Below are 16,474 nucleotides of genomic sequence, written 5' to 3'. Positions count from 1 at the left end.
CGAAGCCGAAGGCTGGGAAGGCGGTGGAGAGGGCGCGCCGCAGCGATGCGTTTTGAATTGCGAGCCTTACCCGGCCCTGCGCCGGAATGCCCTCTCTGTCAGCTTCGCTGACATCTCCCCCACGAGCGGGGGAGACCGCGTCCCTTTTAGTCTGATGGATATTGTTGGATCGGTGGTGCCCCAGGCCGGACTCGAACCAGCACGTCTCTCGACAATAGATTTTGAGTCTACCGCGTCTACCATTTCGCCACTGGGGCCCCGGGTCCCGGGATCGTGGGCGGGCGCACTCTAGTCATGGGCGATGCGCGGTCAACGCAGGGAAAAAAACGGGTGCGCGGTCTTGCGCATCGACAGTTGCAACCTAAACTGATAATCAATCGCAACTAAGCATTCCCCGCACGGAAACCTCGCGTCGATGCACGATATGCTGGCCGACCCCGCGAACGTCCTGGCCGCGCCCGCCGTGGACAGCGCTGCCATACGGCTAAGCGCCGCGCGGCCCGGCGACCGGGGCGTTATCGTCGATGTGCGCGCCGAGAGCCATCCGGGCGACCATGGCGTGGCCGTGGACGAGCTGCAGCGGCGGCTGCTGGAATTCGGCTTCGTGGAGGGCGCGCGGATCGAGGTGCTGCACGAAGGCGCCATCTGGCGTGACCCGATCGCGGTCCGGCTCGACGACATGCGCATCGGCCTTCGGCGGCGCGACGCCGAGGACGTCTGGATCCTGCTGGACCCGAAATGAGCGAAGCCGCACTGCCGCTGGCCCCCCTTCAAGGTGCAAGGGTCGCGCTGGTCGGCAATCCCAACTCCGGCAAGACGGCGCTGTTCAACGCGCTCACCGGCAGCCGCCAGAAGGTGGCCAACTACGCCGGCGTCACCGTCGAGCGGAAGGAGGGCCAGGTTTCCACCGCCGCCGGGCGGACGCTGTCGGTCCTTGACCTGCCGGGGACCTATTCGCTGCGGGCGCGCAGCCCGGACGAGGTGGTCACCCGCGACGCGGTGCTGGGCAAGCTGGCCGGCGAGACGGCCCCGGATGTCCTGATCTGCGTGGCCGACGCCACCAACCTGCGCCTGGTGCTGCGGCTGATCCTGGAGCTGAAGGCGGTGGGCCGGCCGATGGTGCTGGCGCTCAACATGTTCGACATCGCCCAGCGCCAAGGTCTGCGGATCGACCTGGAGGGCCTGTCCCGCGACCTGGGCTGCCCCATCGTCACCACCGTCGCCACCCGCAAGCGCGGCATCGACGACCTGGTCGCCCAGGTGGAGGCGCAGATCGCCGCCGGTGCGATCAACCCGGACAGCACCTGGCGCGAGCCGGACGCGGGCCAGATCCGCGACGCCCACCGCGAAGCCCAGCGCATCCTGAAGGCCAATGTCCGCGCTCCGGAACGGCCCGACACCTTCACCGGCAAGGTGGATGCGGTCCTGCTGCACCCGGTGGCCGGCCTGGCCATCCTGCTGACCCTGCTGTTCGTGATGTTCCAGGCGGTGTTCACCTGGTCGAAGGCGGCCGGCGACCTGATGACTGACGGGTTCCAGGCGGTGGGCGGCTTCGTCGCAGCACACCTTCCGGGCGGGCTGCTGACCAGCTTCCTGACCGACGGGGTGATCTCGGGCGTGGGCTCGGTGATCGTCTTCCTGCCGCAGATCCTGGTGCTGTTCTTCTTCATCATCCTCTTGGAAGACTTCGGCTACATGGCCCGTGCGGCCTTCCTGATGGACCGGATCATGGGCGGCGCCGGCCTGCACGGGCGCGCCTTCATCCCGCTGCTTTCCAGCTTCGCCTGCGCGATCCCCGGGATCATGTCGACGCGGGTGATCGACAACAAACGCGACCGGCTGACCACCATCATGGTGGCGCCCTTGATGACCTGTTCGGCGCGGATCCCGGTCTACACCCTGATCATCTCGGCCTTCATCCCCAACCGGGCGATGCTGGGCGTGCTCAGCCTGCCGGGCCTGGTGATGTTCGGCCTCTACGCGGCGGGGATCATCAGCGCGCTGGGCGTCTCGTTCATCACGCGGCGGATCTTCTGGCGCGGCGCCGTCGAGCCCTTCCTGATGGAGCTGCCGGCCTACAAGCTGCCGGACCCGGTCAATGTGCTGCGCAGCCTCTATCTGCGGGGCAAGATCTTCATCACCCGGGCCGGCACGATCATCTTCCCGATGATGATCCTGGTCTGGTTCCTGTCGTCCTTCCCCGGCGCGCCGGCCGGGGCCGTGGGCCCGGCGATCAACTACAGCCTGGCGGGCCGTATCGGTCATCTGCTGCAGCCGATCCTCGCGCCCATCGGCTTCAACTGGCAGATGACGGTCGCCCTGATCCCGGGCTTCGCGGCCCGCGAGGTGGCGGTGGCGGCCCTGGGCACCGTCTACGCCATCGGCAACGCCGACGCGGCGCCGGGCGCTCTGGCCACCACCCTGCAGCACAACTGGTCCATCGCCACCGGTCTGGCGTTCCTGGCCTGGTACGTCTTCGCCCCGCAATGCGCCTCGACCATCGGGGTGGTGAAGCGCGAGACCAACTCCTGGCTCTGGCCAGCGGTGATGCTGATCTACATGACCGCGCTCGCCTATCTGGCCGCCCTGACCGTCTACCAGGTGGCCCGGGCCTGCGGCCTGGGATGAGTTAAACCTCAGGGTGCGGATTAACTCCCAATTCAACCTGATCCTTAACCCGTCGCTAAACGAGTGGTGCGCAAGGTTAAGCCGTGCAGAACTCGCATAGGGCGGACACCATGGATACTCAGATCGCTGAACCTGGCAAAAGGCCGGTCCGCGGAACTCAGACTCTCGCGAAGCGCGTGCGCGAAACCCTCCTGTCTTTGGGCGGCGAAGCGCACCGGGCGATGGTCATCCAACACATCGCCAAACACATGGGCCACGACGCCCGCCAGATCCCCGAGGACCTGGAAGAGGCGGTGATCCTGTCCTTCGAACAGAACTGGCGCGACGAGCGCCGCCGCGCGGCCTACGGCTTCCACCTGCCGTTCGGCGAAGGCTCCCATCGCTGGGGCGTGGTCCGCGAGCCGACCTTCGCGCATTAGGGTTTAGCTCGCGAGTGCGGCGCTGATCGCCTCGCGCAGCTGCCAGGCGAGGACCGGCTTGAATAGCAGGCCCGCCGGGTGATCCTGTTCGATCCTCGCGATGGTCGCGGCTTCGCGCGAGCCGGTCACGAAGATCACCTTGGACCCGACGGTCTCATGGATGGTCAGGGCCGCGTCGATGCCATCCTTGGGGCCGGCGAGGCGAACGTCCATCAGCACCACCGCCGGCCGCGCGGCCTGCGCCAGGCTCACGGCTTCATCGGCGGTCGCCGCCGTGCCGCAGACCGTCATTCCCATGTCCTCGAGCTGCATGGTCAGACCCGAGGCGATCAGGAATTCGTCGTCGACGACGGCAATGCAATCTTCAAGCGGGCCGCTCATGCGTGCACCGGCGCGGGCAACCGCACCACGCTGCGCGTCCCACCCTCGTTGGAGATGGTCAAGACGCCGCGGAGCTGACGCACCAGGCCACCGACGATCGATGCGCCGAGGGAGGGCGTTGCGCTGAACGCGGCCGGATCGTAGCCGCGGCCGTTGTCGCTGACCTGCAGCACCACCTCGCCCGCCTCGGCGTTGTCGAGCGTGACGTCGATGGCCCCGGGGCCGCCATCGAAAGCGTGCTTCATGGAATTGGTCACCAGTTCGGTCACGAGCAGTCCTAGGGGAATCGCGAAGTCGAGACCGACTTTAAGCGGTGCGGCGCGTACGGAAAGGCCTACCTCGGCCCGACCGGCGCCTTCCAGCAGATGGCGCGACAGCTCTTCGAGGAAGGGCGCCACGTCGAAGGTCTCGAGATCCTTCGAGCCCATCAGCTGGTGGTGCACCAGGCCCAGCGCATAGACCCGGCCGCGCAGGTTCTCCAGCGCCGCCTTCGCGTCAGGGTCGGCCAGGCGTCGCGCCTGCATCAGCAGCATGCTGTCGACGATCTGCAGGTTGTTCTTCACCCGATGGTAGACCTCCCGCAACAGCAGGTCCCGTTGGGCGAGGGCGGCGGTGCGTTCCTCGACCACGACCTCAAGGTCGTGCTTGGCCTGGCGCAGCGCGATCTGGGCCTTGTGGCCTTCGTCAATGTCCTCGACCACCGCGACGGCCAGCAGCGGTTCGCCGGCGCCCGGCGCGCGCACCAGCGAGGCCGAGACCCGTCCCCAGACCGGCGTGCCGTCTCGGCGCAGGTAGCGCTTTTCGCGCGCGTAGCCGTCGCCCGCGCCGCTCAGCATCTGCGCGTAGTTCGACGGGTCCTTGTCGTCCGGATAGGTGAAGTCCGAGCCCTGGCGGCCAACCAGGTCTTCGGGCTGGTAGCCCAGCATGGCGGCATAGGCGTGGTTGGCGCGCAGGATCACGCCGGAGACCGGGTCGTAGTGCACTTGCCCCACGGCGGCGGATTCGAAGCTGGCGCGGAAATGGGCGTCGCTATGGGCCTGGGCCTGTTGCGCAAGGACCTTCTCCTCCAGGGCCGCGGTCAGGCGGGCGTTGAGCTCCTGTAGTTCCTGGACGCGTTCGGCGACTCGGCGCTCCAGATCCTGGTTGAGGACCTCCAGCTGCGCCGCCGACGGCATCGCGGCGGCCTTGGGGATCAGCGGCCAGAGCAGGGCGGCTGTGGCGATCGACAGCACCGCGGTCAGCAGCTTGATCAGCCCTTCGACGCCATAGGCGGGGACCCACAGGGTCAGTATCCCCATGAAGTGGGTCGTCCCGCAGGCCAGGATGAAGGCCACGAACAGATAGGCGACCCAACCGTAGCGTAGGTCGGGCCGGCGGCGGACGAATTCGGCGATGGCGACGGGAATCGAGAAATACGCCAGGCCAATGACGGCGTCGGAGACAACGTGCAGGCCGATCAGGCTCGGCGACCAACTGAGGCAGAAGCCGTGCGGGGTCAGGCCCGCAGGGTTGAACAGCCAATCCTGGATCGACATGCCACGACCTCGTTACGCCCGGCGTCGACAACCTCAGGTGAGTCGTTCCACGCCCCCTTGCAACTATTACGCTTGATTTGCCAGGGCCGCGAGAGCGGCGGCGCGGGGCTCATCATCAGGCGCGGGGCGGGACGGCGTCGCCGCTGAGCTGCCCCGCCGCCGATTGCAGGCGCGCCAGCAGGCGCTTGAGCAGGGCCACCTCTTCGGGGGCAAGGCCGGAGATCAGCGCCGCCTCGTAGGCCAGCGCCAGGGGCGCGATCTCGGCGTACAGGCCCGAACCGGCCGGCGTGAGCGTCAGGACGTGGCTGCGGCCGTCGGCGTGGTGGTCGGAGCGGGCGACCAGATGGCGGTTCAGCAGGCCCTGGGCCGCGCGGCTCACCGTCACCTTGTCCATCACCGTGCGGGCGACCAGCTGGCCCTGGGTCAGGCCGTCGTCCTCCGCCAGGACGCAGATCAACCGCCACTGCGGCACCGTCAGGCCGAAACGGTCCTGGTAGGCCCGGGCGATCAGGCCGGAGACCGCATTGGAGGCCACGGAAAGCCGATAGGGCAGGTAGGCGTCGAGCTTCAGGTCCTCGTCGCGCGCCGTGGACCCCTTCGGCTCGGCGTTCATTTTTCGGCGACCGTCTGCTCGATGGCGCCGAAGATCGAGTGGCGCTTGGCGTCGCGCATCTCGATCCTCACCGTGTCGCCGGCGCCGAGGAACGGCGTCTTCGGCGCGCCGGAAGCGATGGTCTCGATGGTGCGGACCTCAGCCAGGCACGAGTAGCCGACGCCGCCCTCGCTGACCGGCTTGCCGGGACCGCCGTCGGGACCGCGGTTGGAGACGGTGCCGGAGCCCACGATCGTTCCGGCCGAGAGGCTGCGGGTCTTGGCGGCATGGGCCACCAGGGTCCCGAAGTCGAAGGTCATGTCGACGCCGGCGTCCGCTTCGCCCAGCGGTTTGCCGTTCAATTCGACTGAGAGCGGGCCCGAGAGCTTGCCGTCCTTCCAGCCGGGCAGGCTGTCGGGGGTGACGGCCACCGGCGAGAAGGCCGAGGCGGGCTTGGACTGGAAGAAGCCGAAGCCCTTGGCCAGTTCCCCGGGGATCAGGTTGCGCAGGGACACGTCGTTGCAGAGCATCACCAGCCGGATGGCGCCGAGCGCCTGTTCGCGGGTGGCGCCCTGCGGCACGTCGCCGGTGATCACCGCGACCTCGCCCTCCAGATCCAGCCCCCAGGCCTCGTCGGCGAGGGGTATCGGATCGCGGGGTCCTAAGAACGCGTCGGAGCCGCCCTGGTACATGAGCGGATCGGTCCAGAAGCTCTCCGGCATCTCCGCGCCGCGCGCCTGTCGGACCAGCGCCACGTGGTTCACATAGGCCGAGCCGTCCGCCCACTGATAGGCGCGGGGCAGCGGGCTCGCCGCCTGGTGCTCGTGGAAGCGCTCCTGCGGCACCGAGCCATGCTCGAGGCTCTCAGCCAGGCCGCGCAGCACCGGCTCCAGTCCCTGCCAGTGATCCATCGCCGCCTGCAGCGTCGGGGCGATATGGTGGGCTTCGGTGAACCAGGCGAGGTCGTTGGACACCACCACCAGCCGCCCGTCACGGCCGCCCTTCAGGGACGCTAGCTTCATCGCAACTCCTTCAGGCAGCCGTCTCGTGGACGATCGTGCGGCTCAGACTAACGCCTTCTTCGTGGGCGCGGGGCTCGTAAACGTTGACCTCGACACGAATATCGCCGCCGGCCTCGTGCTCCCACAGGTAGTTGCGCTCGAAACAGACCTCGCGGCCTTCGGGCGTGAAGCCTTCGAAGGTGTCGCCCCAGGGGGTGTGCGCGGCCAGCGCCTTCCAGCCCAGGGCGGCCGCCTGCTCGAGCTCCTCGCGGGCGGCGGCCTCCAGGTCGTCGATGGCGCTCAACGCCTCAGCCTTTCCAGCTGTCGAGGCGTCTGGAGACGCCCGCCCTGGCGGTCCGCCATCAGGGTTCGTCCTTGTAGATCGAGACTTCCAGCGGCCGGCCGTCGGCGACGCGGGCGCGGTACATGCCCGAGGTGTTGAAACCCCAGGCCATCTGGCCGTCCGGGGCGACGGCGATCACGCCGCCCTGGCCGCCGAGCGCGGTGAGTTCGCCGTGGATCACCTCGTCGACCGCGGCCTGCAGGCTCAGGCCCTTCAGCTCGACCAAGGCGCAGATCCGGTGCGCGACGCTGAGCCGGATGAAGTACTCGCCTTCGCCGGTGCCGGAGACCGCGGCGGAGCGGTCCGAGGCATAGGTGCCGGCGCCGATCAGCGGGCTGTCGCCAACCCGGCCCCAGCGCTTGCCGGTGGTGCCGCCGGTGGAGGTGCCGGCCGCCACATGGCCCCTGGCGTCGCGGGCGACGACGCCCACCGTGCCGCGCTTACCCTCGTCGTGGGCCAGCGCCGCGTGGGCGAGGTCTTGCGAGGCGCCGTGCGGGCGGACCGGGACCGGCAGACCTTCGCGGGTGAGCTGCTTCTCCAGCGCCCGCCATCGGCGTTCGACGAAGAAGTAGCCAGGGTCGGCCTCAGCGAGACCTTCGGCCCTGGCGAAGGCGTCGGCGCCGCTGCCGGCCATAAGGACGTGGGGCGAGCGCTCCATGACCGCGCGGGCCGCAGAGATCGGGTTTCGGACGCGGGTGACGCCGGCCACGGCGCCGGCGGCGAGCGTCGCGCCGTCCATGATCGCCGCGTCCAGCTCCACGCGTCCGTCGGCGGTGAAGACCGCGCCACGGCCGGAGTTGAACAGCGGATCGTCTTCCAGGACATGGATCGCGGCCTCGACCGCGTCCAGCGCCGCCCCGCCCAGGCGCAGCACCGCCGCGCCGGTCTCCGCGGCCCGGGCCAGCACGGCGCGATAGGCGCGGTCCTGCTCGGGCTTCAGGTCTTCGCGGTCGATGACGCCGGATCCACCGTGAACGACAAGGGACCAGCCGGGGCTTTTCATGCCCCAGACTTAAGGGAGACCGCGGGCGAGTTCAAAGCCTCGCCCGCCGAATTGGTCCGAAGCGAGGATTTGCGCCTCCTAGGCTTCTTTGGGCGGCAGGACGCCGCGGCGCATCTGGTCCAGCTCGATCGACTCGAACAGCGCCTTGAAGTTGCCTTCGCCGAAGCCCTCGTTGCCCTTGCGCTGGATGAGCTCGAAGAAGATCGGGCCGATCATGTTCTCGGTGAAGATCTGCAGGAGCAGGCCCTGGCCCTCGGTCGGGGCGCCGTCGATCAGGATCTTGTCGGCCTGCAGGCGTTGGACGTCCTCGCCATGGCCGGGAACACGCGCCTCGATGCCGCCGAAGTAGGCGTCGATGGTGTCCTGGAAGTGCACGCCGCGCTCGCGCATCGTCTCGACGGACTCGTAGATGTCGCCCGTTCCCAGGGCCACGTGCTGGATGCCCTCGCCCTTGTAGTCCTTGAGGAATTCCTCGATCTGCGAGTGCTCGTCCTGGCTCTCGTTGAGCGGGATGCGGATCTTGCCGTCCGGGCTGGTCATGGCCTTGGAGATCAGCGCCGTCTGCTTGCCCTCGATGTCGAAGTAGCGGATCTCGCGGAAGTTGAAGATGCGCTCGTAGAACTCCGCCCAGGTGGCCATCTGGCCGCGGTGGACGTTGTGGGTCAGGTGATCGAGGTAGGTCAGGCCGACATTGTTGTCGGCCTCCGCTTCCGCCGCCCCCGGGATCGGAACGAAATCGACGTCATAGATCTCCTGCGCGCCATAGCGGTCGACCAGATAGAGGTTCGAGCCGCCGATTCCCTCGATGGCCGGGATGTTCAGCTCCATCGGTCCGACCGGGCCCTGCACGGCCTTGGCGCCGCGCTCGACGGCTAGCTTCAGCGCCTTGGCGGCGTCCTTGACCCGAAAGGCCATGGCGTTCGCGGACGGCCCGTGGATATCGCGGAAGGCGGCGGCCTGACCCGAGGGCTCCATGTTCAGGATGAAGTTGATGTCGCCCTGGCGGAAGCGCAGCACGTTCTTCGAGCGGTGCCTGGAGACCGCCGTGAAACCCATCCTTTCGAACAGGTCCTTCAACCGCTCCGGCTCCGGCGAGGTGAACTCCACGAACTCGAAGCCGTCGGTGCCCAGCGGGTTTTCGAAGAGATCGCGGCCTTCGGTTTGGGTCTGGACGTTCATCGGGGATTCTCCTGTTCGCGGCGAACTCGTATCATATGAAACTAGTTATCGGTAGCGGGAAGACAAGAGCAAGCGCGCCTGATAGCTGAACGCCGCAACCGCGCGTTTGGGACCTGCATGCTCCGGAAAACCTATGACTGGGTGATGTCGCTGGCCGCCCTGCCGCAGGCCTGGATCGCCCTGGGCGTGGTGGCCTTCTGCGAGGGTCTGTTCTTCCCGATCCCGCCGGACGTGCTGCTGATGCCGGTCGTGCTCGCCAACCGCAAGCACGCGATGCGCTATGCGGCGCTGACCATTGCCTGCTCGATCGCCGGCGGCAGTTGCGGCTATGCGGTGGGCTTCTTCCTGCAGCCGCTGGGCGAATGGCTGCTCAGCCTGACCGGCGCCAGCTACGCCTCCTTCCATGCCTGGTACGCTCAGTGGGGCGCGCTGCTGATCGCGGTGCCGATCCCCTACAAGATCACCGCCATCGCCTCCGGCCTGGCCAAGCTGAACTTCGGCCTGTTCATCGGCGTCTCGGTCCTGGTGCGCGGCTTGCGGTTCTCGCTGGAAGCCCTGCTGCTCAAGGTCTACGGCGAGCCCATCCGCGCTTTCGTGGAGAAACGTCTGGCTCTCGTGGCGAGCGGCGCGGCCGTGGCCATCGTGGCCCTGGTCATGATCCTCAAGTTCGCGCACTAGGCCACGTCCTCTGGCCCGGGCTATAGAGACAGGAATGGCGATGCTCCTGCGACCCTTCCTCGACCGCTGGCGGCTCGTCGCCTTGCTGATCTCGGCCGGCATGCTGACCACGGCCCACGCCTTCCAGACCTTCGGCGGCCTTGCGCCCTGCGAGCTTTGCCTGAAGCAGCGCACGGCCTATTGGGTCGCGGGCGGGATCGCCGCGGCGGCCATGATCCTGGTGCGGCTGCCGGGCGGCGCGCGCTGGCGTGAGGCCACCTGTTGGCTGTTGGCCCTGGCTTTCCTGACGAGCGTCGGCGTCGCGGGCTACCACGCGGGCGTGGAGGCGAAGTTCTGGCCCGGGCCGCAGAGCTGCTCCGGCGGCGGGGCGGTGACCATGGCCGCGCTGAAGGACCTGCTGAACGGTGGCGGCGTGAAGATGCCGGCCTGCGATCGTCCGGCCTGGGTGTTCCTGGGGGTTTCCATGGCCGGCTGGAACGCCTTGGCCTCGGCCATCTTCACCGCGCTCAGCGTCGCGGCGGCCCTGCGCGAACGGAGCAAGGCGTGAGCGACAAGCCGATCCCGCCCCGGCCCGGACGCGGCGCCACCGCCGCGCGGATGGCCGAGATCCTGCGCGTCGACCAGGCCGGCGAGATGGCCGCCGTCGCCATCTACCGCGGCCAGCGCGCGGTGCTCGGCGAGGCCGTAGGCCACGAACGCATCTCCGGCCAGCTGGCCCATATGGAGGCGCAGGAGGCCGATCACCTCGCGCGCTTCGACCGTCTGCTGACCGAGCGAAAGGTGCGGCCCACCGCGCTGGCGCCCGTCTGGCGCATGGCGGCCTTCGCCCTGGGCGCCGGGACCGCCCTGATGGGCGACAAGGCCGCGCACGCCTGCACCGAGGCGGTCGAGACCGTCATCGAGGAACACTACGCCCACCAGATCGCCGAGCTTTCGGACCGCGATCCGGCGCTCGCCGCTGAGCTGTCGAAGTTCCGCGACGAAGAGCTCGCCCACCGCGATCTTGCGGTGGAGGAGGGCGCGAAGGATGCGCCGGGCTACGCCCTGCTCTCCGCCGTGATCGGCGCGGGCTGCCGCGCGGCGATCAAGATCAGCGAGAAACTTTAGGGTCGGTCCCGGCCTTCCAGCCGCCGCCCAGCGACTGGACCAGCGCCACCGCCGTCGTCTGCCGTTGCGCCGCGGTCTGCACCACGGCGATCCGCGCGGAGTAGGCGGCGGTCTGGGCCTGGACCACGTCGGTATAGGCCACGGTGCCGGACGAATATTGGTTCAGAAAGATCTTCTCTGCGGCGTCGGCGGCCTCGGACGCCTGACGCCGCAGGTCCGCCTGCTGGGTCAGGACTCGGGTCGCGGCGAGCTGGTTTTCCACGTCCTGCAACGCCTCAAGCACCGTCTCGCGGTACTTGGCGACGGCCTGGTCGTGCGCCGCCTTGGCCTCATTGACCTGCGCGCGGCGGGCGCCGGCGTCGAAGATCGTCTCGGCGATCGAGCCGCCGTAGCTCCACAGCGAGTTGGCGCTGGACAACAGGTGGCCCAGTTCGCTCGCCGCGAAGCCGTAGGAGCCCGAGAGGGTGATGTCCGGATAGTAGGCCGCGACCTGCACGCCGATCTGGGCGTTGGCGGCCTGCACTCGGCGTTCGGCGCCGGCGATGTCCGGCCGACGCTGCAGGATCGCCGACGGTACGACCGGCGGGACCGCGGGCACCGTGCCGATCCAGGGAGCGGCGGCGAGGGTGAAGTTGCCCGGCGCCTCGCCCGTCAGCACGGCGATGGCGTGCTCGAAGTTGGCCCGCGTCTGCATCTGGCCGGCCAGGTCGGCCTGGGCGTTGGCGAGCTGGGTTTGGGCTTGATAGACGTCGCTGCGAACCGTGATGCCGGCGTTGTAGCGGTTCTGGGTGATGGTCAGCGAGCGCTGGTAGGCGGTGACGGTGGCCTGGTCGAGGGCGATCTCGGCGTCGGCGGCGCGCAGGCCGAAATAGTCGGTCGCCAGCTCGGCCTGGGCCAGCAGCTGGGCCGCCGCCAGGTCGGTGGCGCTGGCCTGGGCGTTGGATTTGGCGGCTTCGATGGTGCGGCGGATGCGGCCCCAGATGTCCGGCGCCCAGCTGGCGTCGGCGGTCACCCGATACTGGGTCGTGGTCGAGCTGCCGCTGCCGCCGGCGATCACCGTGCTGCCGCCGGGGCCGGTGATGACCGTGCCCGAGCCTTTGCCGCCGCCGCCCGTACCCGATTTCGTGCCGCTGCCGGTGAGGTTGACGGTGGGGAACAGCTGCGCGCGGTCCGCGCTGACCACGGCGCGCGCCTCGCGATAGGCAGCCTCCGCGGCGATGACGTTCTGGTTGGAGACCTGCACCTTGGCCTCAAGCCCGTTCAGGATCGGGTCGCCGAACAGGCTCCACCAGTCGCCGCGGTCGAGGGTGTCGGCAGGCGCGGCCGGCGACCAGCCGCCTGGCGCTTCTTTGAAGGTCGGTGAGAGCGGCGCGGAAGGGCGCACATAGTTGGGCCCGACCGCACAGCCGGCGAGGGCCGCGGAACTCAGCAGGGCCCATGACAGGCGAAGGGGGGTAAGACGGTACGGGGCGTGCTTCATGCGGGCTGGACCTGGCCTTCGCCGCCGGGGCGGCTGAGGTAGCGTTCGTCGCGACGACGCCGCAACCGGTCGATGTAGACGTAGACCACCGGAGTGGTCAGCAGGGTGAGCAGCTGGCTGGCGATCAGGCCGCCGATGATGGCGATCCCCAATGGCTGGCGCAGCTCCGAGCCTTCGCCGAAGCCGATGGCCAGCGGCAGGGCGCCGAGGCCGGCCGCCAGGGTGGTCATCAGGATCGGGCGGAACCGCAGCAGGCACGCCTCGCGCACCGCCTCGGTGGCGGACAGGTTTCGGCTGCGCTGCGCGTCGAGCGCGAAGTCGATGATCATGATGGCGTTCTTCTTCACCAGGCCGATCAGCAGGAAGATGCCGATCAGGGCGATGACCGAGAATTCCATCTTGAAGATCATCAGCATCAGCAGCGCTCCGAAGCCCGCCGACGGCAGGGTGGAGAGCACCGTGATCGGGTGGATCAGGCTCTCGTAGAGGATGCCCAGCACGATGTAGATCGCGGTCAGCGCCGCCAGGATCAGGATCGGCTCCTGCTTCAGGGTGTCGGCGAAGCCCTTGGCCGTGCCGGCGAAGGCGCCGCGCACATTCGTCGGCATATGGATGTCGGCCTCGGCCTGGGTGATGGCCGCCTGGGCGTCGCTGAGCGAGGCGCCCTCCGGCTGGTTGAATGAGATGGTGGTCGCCAGCTCCCCGTCCTGGTGGTTGATCGCCGCCGGCGCGGAGCGGTTGTAGAACTTCGCGATCGCCGAGAGCGGGATCATCTTGCGCACGGAGGTGTTGAGCGCGCTGCCGGTGCCGGGGTCGCGTGCGCCCGGGTTGGCGGCCTGGGCCTGGGACGCGCCGTTGGCGCCGCTGGAGCCGCCGGCGCCCGAGCTGAAGCCGGTCGTGCTGGCGCTGGCCTGGGTGGCGGCGGCGTTGGCGGCGGCGACCGCGGCGGCGCTCTGCGGCTGGTTCGAAGCGGCCGGTTTGGTCACCGTCACCGGCGAGCTCGCGGGCACGTAGATGTTCTGCAGCGCCTCGGGGCTCAGGCTGTAGATCGGGGCCGTCTCCATCACCACGGTGTACTGGTTCAGGTCCTCATAGATGTTGGCCACCGGACGCTGGCCGAAGCTGTCGTAGAGGGCGTTGTCCACGTCGAGCAGGTTGACGCCCAGGCGTGCGGCGGAGTCGTGGTCGACGTCCACATAGGCCTCGACGCCGTTGTCCTGCTGGTCGGTGCTGACGTCGGTCATCACCGTGGTGTGCTCGGCCATGGCGTCGTTCAGCTTCTGGGCCCAGGCCTTGAGGTCCTTCGCGTTGTCCGCTTTCAGCGTGTACTGGTAGGTGGCGTTGGATTGCCGCCCGCCCGCGCGCACGTCCTGCTGCGGGTTCAGGAAGACCGTCAGGCCGGTCACCTTGGCGAGTTGCGGCCGCAGCCGCGCCACCACCGCCGCGCCGCCCACCGAGCGCTCGCCGCGGGGCTTCAGGTCCACGGACAGGAAGCCGCCGCCGGAGCGCCCGCCGCCGGTGAAGCCGACCACGGTCTTCACGGCCGGATCCTTGAGCAGGATCGCCACCAGCTGTTTCATCTTAAGGCCCATCTCCTCGGAGGAGATCGACTGATCGGCGCGCAGGCCGCCATTCAGCCGCCCTGAGTCCTGGATCGGGAAGAAGCCCTTGGGGATGGCCATGTAGAGGTAGACGTTGAGGCAGACGATCACCGCCAGGATCAGCATCATCAGCGGCTTGGCCGAGAGCGCGAAATCCAGGCTGTTCTCGTAGCTCCTGTGCAGCCACTGGACGCCACGCCCCAGGTTGCGCGCGACGAAGCCCTCCGGCTTTTCCTCATCCTTCGAGCGCAGCAGATAGGCGCACATCATCGGCGTGGTGGTGAGCGAGACCACCAGCGAGATCAGCACCGCCGCCGACAGGGTCACGGCGAACTCGCGCAACAGCGCGCCCACCTGGCCGCCCATGAACAGGAGCGGGATGAACACCGCCACGAGCGAGATGCTCATCGACAGCACCGTGAAACCCACCTGGCGCGCGCCGGCCAGCGCGGCCTCGAAGCGACCCATGCCGCTTTCGATCAGCCGGTTGGTGTTCTCGAGCACGACGATGGCGTCGTCGACTACGAAGCCCGAGGCCACGGTCAGGGCCATCAGGCTGAGATTGTTCAGCGAGAACCCCATCAGGTACATGATCCCGAAGGTGCCCATCAGGGACACGACCGTGGCCACCGCGGGGATCAGCGTCGCTTTCCATCGGCGCAGGAAGATGCTGACCACGATCACCACCAGGGCGATGGCGATCGCCAGCGTGATCTCGATCTCCCGCAGCGAGGCGCGGATGCTGGTGGTGGAGTCCGACGCCACCTGCATCTTCACGTCGGCGGGCATCTGAGCCTGCAGCAGGGGCAGGGCCCTACGCACCGAATCCACCATGGCGATGACGTTGGCGGCCGGCTGCTGGGTGATCAGCACCACGATGCAGGATTTGCCGTTGATGAGGCCGATCGTGCGGGTGTCCGCCACGCTGTCGATCACGTTGGCCACGTCGGACAGCCGCACGGCCGATCCGCGGCGATAGGCGATGATCAGCGGCGCATAGTCGGCCGCCTTGGTGCCGCCGGTGGAGGTGTAGATCTGGAACCGCTGGCCGCCTTCGTCCTCCACCATGCCCTTGGGCCGGTTGGCGTTGGCCGACTGGATCGCCGTGCGCACATCTTCGAGGCTGATCCCGAAACGGTTGAGGGCGAAGGGCGACACCTCGACCCGCACCGCCGGTTGCGACCCGCCGCCGATCTCGACCAGGCCGACGCCGCTCACCTGGCTCAGCCGCTGCTGCACGATGTTGTTCACCGCATCGTAGATCTGGCCGGGCGTGCGGGTGTCGGAGGTCAACGCCAGGATCATCACCGGCTGCGCGGCCGGGTTGACCTTATTGTAGGTCGGGTTCTGCCGCAGCGTCGGCGGCAGGTCGGCGCGCGCGGCGTTGATCGCCGCCTGCACCGCGCGCGCGGCGGCGTCGATGTTCTTGGAGATGTCGAACTGCAGGGTGACGTTCGTCGAACCCGTGGAGCTGCCCGAGGTGATCTCGTTGACGCCGGCGATGGTGCCCAGCCGGCGCTCCAGCGGGGTCGCGACGTCGGAGGCCATGGTCGTGGGACTGGCGCCGGCCAGGCTAGCGCGCACGTTGATCACCGGGAAGTCGACCATCGGCAGCGGCGCCACCGGCAGCACCAGGAAGCCCGCCACCCCGGACAGCGCCAGGCCGATGGTCAGGAGGATGGTGGCGATGGGCCGTTTGATGAACGGGGCCGAGAGGTTCATTCGGCCGGCTCCGGCGCGAGCGGTGGCTCACCCTGGGCGGCGCCCGTCTTGGCCTTCTTCGGCGCCAGGCGATCGAAGGCCAGATAGACGACCGGCGTCGTGAAGATGGTCAGCAGCTGGCTGACGATCAGGCCGCCGAAGATGGCGATGCCCAGCGGCCGGCGCAGCTCCGCGCCCTGGCCGACGCCGAGCATCAGCGGCACCGCGGCGAACAGGGCCGCCATGGTGGTCATCAGGATCGGGCGGAAGCGCAGCAGGGCGGCCTGGTGAATGGCGTCGCGGGCGCTCATGCCCTGCTCGCGCTCCGCGTCCAGCGCGAAGTCGATCATCATGATCGCGTTCTTCTTCACGATGCCGATCAGCAGGATGACGCCGATGAGCGAAATCACATTGAAGTCGTTGTGCGTGATCAGCAGCGCCAGGATCGCGCCCACGCCGGCGGAAGGCAGCGTCGAGAGAATCGTGAGCGGATGGATGTAACTCTCGTACAGCACGCCGAGCACGATGTACACCGTCACCACCGCCGCCAAAATCAGCATCGGCTCATTCGCCAGCGAGTTCTGAAACGCCTGAGCCGTGCCCTGAAAGCTCGCCTGGATGCTGGCCGGAAAGCCGATCTGCTGCTCCGCCTGGTGAATCACATCCACCGCCTCGCCCAGCGAGACGCCCGGCGCCAGGTTGAACGACAGAGTCACCACCGGAAACTGTCCCTGGTGGTTGATCGCCAGCGGCGTGTTGGTGGTTTCGAAATGCGTGAAGTCGCTGAGCGGCACCTGTGTGTTGTTGGCCGACCGGACATAGATGT

At 68.4% G+C, this 16,474-nt stretch carries 16 protein-coding genes and 1 tRNA gene; 6 read left to right on the top strand and 11 right to left on the bottom strand.

The window, feature by feature from the left end; all coding sequences use genetic code 11:
- Nucleotides 1–173 precede the first annotated feature (173 nt).
- Nucleotides 174–257: transfer RNA gene (locus tag VHS75_RS09905), tRNA-Leu, on the bottom strand.
- A gap of 158 nt (nucleotides 258–415) precedes the next feature.
- Between VHS75_RS09905 and VHS75_RS09900 the strand changes: the two genes are divergently transcribed.
- From VHS75_RS09900 to VHS75_RS09890, 3 genes are all read left to right on the top strand, one after another.
- Nucleotides 416–742, top strand: coding sequence for a FeoA family protein (locus VHS75_RS09900; RefSeq protein ID WP_414694273.1), 327 nt, complete (start codon nucleotides 416–418; stop codon nucleotides 740–742).
- Nucleotides 739–2,628 carry a ferrous iron transporter B gene (gene feoB / locus VHS75_RS09895; RefSeq protein ID WP_329638448.1) on the top strand — a complete coding sequence of 630 codons (1,890 nt, stop codon included), beginning with the start codon at nucleotides 739–741 and terminating at the stop codon, nucleotides 2,626–2,628. The genes VHS75_RS09900 and feoB overlap by 4 nt, the downstream gene beginning before the upstream one ends.
- Before the next feature lie 221 nt (nucleotides 2,629–2,849).
- Nucleotides 2,850–3,047, top strand: coding sequence for a hypothetical protein (locus tag VHS75_RS09890; protein WP_329638447.1), 198 nt, complete (start codon nucleotides 2,850–2,852; stop codon nucleotides 3,045–3,047).
- A 3-nt stretch (nucleotides 3,048–3,050) separates the two neighbouring features.
- Here the strand turns inward: VHS75_RS09890 and VHS75_RS09885 are convergent, their stop codons facing one another.
- The 7 genes from VHS75_RS09885 to hppD all read right to left on the bottom strand — a co-directional run bounded on the left by VHS75_RS09885 (nucleotide 3,051) and on the right by hppD (nucleotide 9,081).
- On the bottom strand, nucleotides 3,051–3,428 hold the full coding sequence (locus tag VHS75_RS09885; protein ID WP_329638446.1) for a response regulator: 378 nt from the start codon (nucleotides 3,426–3,428) through the stop codon (nucleotides 3,051–3,053).
- Nucleotides 3,425–4,963, bottom strand: a complete 1,539-nt coding sequence (locus tag VHS75_RS09880) for a sensor histidine kinase (protein ID WP_329638445.1) — start codon at nucleotides 4,961–4,963, stop codon at nucleotides 3,425–3,427. Before VHS75_RS09880 ends, VHS75_RS09885 begins: the two co-directional genes overlap by 4 nt.
- A gap of 115 nt (nucleotides 4,964–5,078) precedes the next feature.
- Entirely contained in the window at nucleotides 5,079–5,576 is a 498-nt protein-coding gene (locus VHS75_RS09875) for a MarR family winged helix-turn-helix transcriptional regulator (protein ID WP_329638444.1), read from the bottom strand.
- Nucleotides 5,573–6,577: a fumarylacetoacetate hydrolase family protein gene (locus tag VHS75_RS09870; RefSeq protein WP_329638443.1), complete on the bottom strand. Its 1,005-nt coding sequence runs from the start codon at nucleotides 6,575–6,577 to the stop codon at nucleotides 5,573–5,575. Before VHS75_RS09870 ends, VHS75_RS09875 begins: the two co-directional genes overlap by 4 nt.
- A gap of 10 nt (nucleotides 6,578–6,587) precedes the next feature.
- Nucleotides 6,588–6,860: a hypothetical protein gene (locus VHS75_RS09865; RefSeq protein WP_329638442.1), complete on the bottom strand. Its 273-nt coding sequence runs from the start codon at nucleotides 6,858–6,860 to the stop codon at nucleotides 6,588–6,590.
- Nucleotides 6,861–6,918: 58 nt separating this feature from the next.
- Nucleotides 6,919–7,902: an isoaspartyl peptidase/L-asparaginase gene (locus tag VHS75_RS09860; RefSeq protein ID WP_329638441.1), complete on the bottom strand. Its 984-nt coding sequence runs from the start codon at nucleotides 7,900–7,902 to the stop codon at nucleotides 6,919–6,921.
- A 78-nt stretch (nucleotides 7,903–7,980) separates the two neighbouring features.
- Entirely contained in the window at nucleotides 7,981–9,081 is a 1,101-nt protein-coding gene (gene hppD / locus VHS75_RS09855) for a 4-hydroxyphenylpyruvate dioxygenase (RefSeq protein ID WP_329638440.1), read from the bottom strand.
- Between the two features lie 117 nt (nucleotides 9,082–9,198).
- Here hppD and VHS75_RS09850 point away from each other — a divergent pair, with 117 nt between their 5' ends.
- From VHS75_RS09850 to VHS75_RS09840, 3 genes are read left to right on the top strand one after another with little or no spacing between them, the layout of a single operon-like run.
- Nucleotides 9,199–9,759, top strand: a complete 561-nt coding sequence (locus tag VHS75_RS09850; protein WP_329638439.1) for a DedA family protein — start codon at nucleotides 9,199–9,201, stop codon at nucleotides 9,757–9,759.
- A gap of 34 nt (nucleotides 9,760–9,793) precedes the next feature.
- A complete protein-coding gene (locus VHS75_RS09845) occupies nucleotides 9,794–10,306 on the top strand; it encodes a disulfide bond formation protein B (RefSeq protein ID WP_329638438.1) in 513 nt (170 codons plus the stop codon).
- Nucleotides 10,307–10,356: 50 nt separating this feature from the next.
- Entirely contained in the window at nucleotides 10,357–10,866 is a 510-nt protein-coding gene (locus VHS75_RS09840) for a demethoxyubiquinone hydroxylase family protein (protein ID WP_329638449.1), read from the top strand.
- On the opposite strand, the gene VHS75_RS09835 is transcribed toward VHS75_RS09840, so the two are convergent.
- From VHS75_RS09835 to VHS75_RS09825, 3 genes are read right to left on the bottom strand one after another with little or no spacing between them, the layout of a single operon-like run.
- Nucleotides 10,850–12,346 carry an efflux transporter outer membrane subunit gene (locus VHS75_RS09835; protein ID WP_329638437.1) on the bottom strand — a complete coding sequence of 499 codons (1,497 nt, stop codon included), beginning with the start codon at nucleotides 12,344–12,346 and terminating at the stop codon, nucleotides 10,850–10,852. The genes VHS75_RS09840 and VHS75_RS09835 overlap by 17 nt on opposite strands.
- A complete protein-coding gene (locus tag VHS75_RS09830) occupies nucleotides 12,343–15,669 on the bottom strand; it encodes an efflux RND transporter permease subunit (RefSeq protein WP_329638436.1) in 3,327 nt (1,108 codons plus the stop codon). Before VHS75_RS09830 ends, VHS75_RS09835 begins: the two co-directional genes overlap by 4 nt.
- On the bottom strand, nucleotides 15,666–16,472 hold the full coding sequence (locus tag VHS75_RS09825) for an efflux RND transporter permease subunit (RefSeq protein WP_329638435.1): 807 nt from the start codon (nucleotides 16,470–16,472) through the stop codon (nucleotides 15,666–15,668). The genes VHS75_RS09830 and VHS75_RS09825 overlap by 4 nt, the downstream gene beginning before the upstream one ends.
- Nucleotides 16,473–16,474 lie beyond the last annotated feature (2 nt).

It is taken from the genome of Phenylobacterium sp., from assembly GCF_036264965.1.
GTDB lineage: Bacteria > Pseudomonadota > Alphaproteobacteria > Caulobacterales > Caulobacteraceae > Phenylobacterium.
This window is presented reverse-complemented; position numbering and strand designations above follow the sequence as displayed.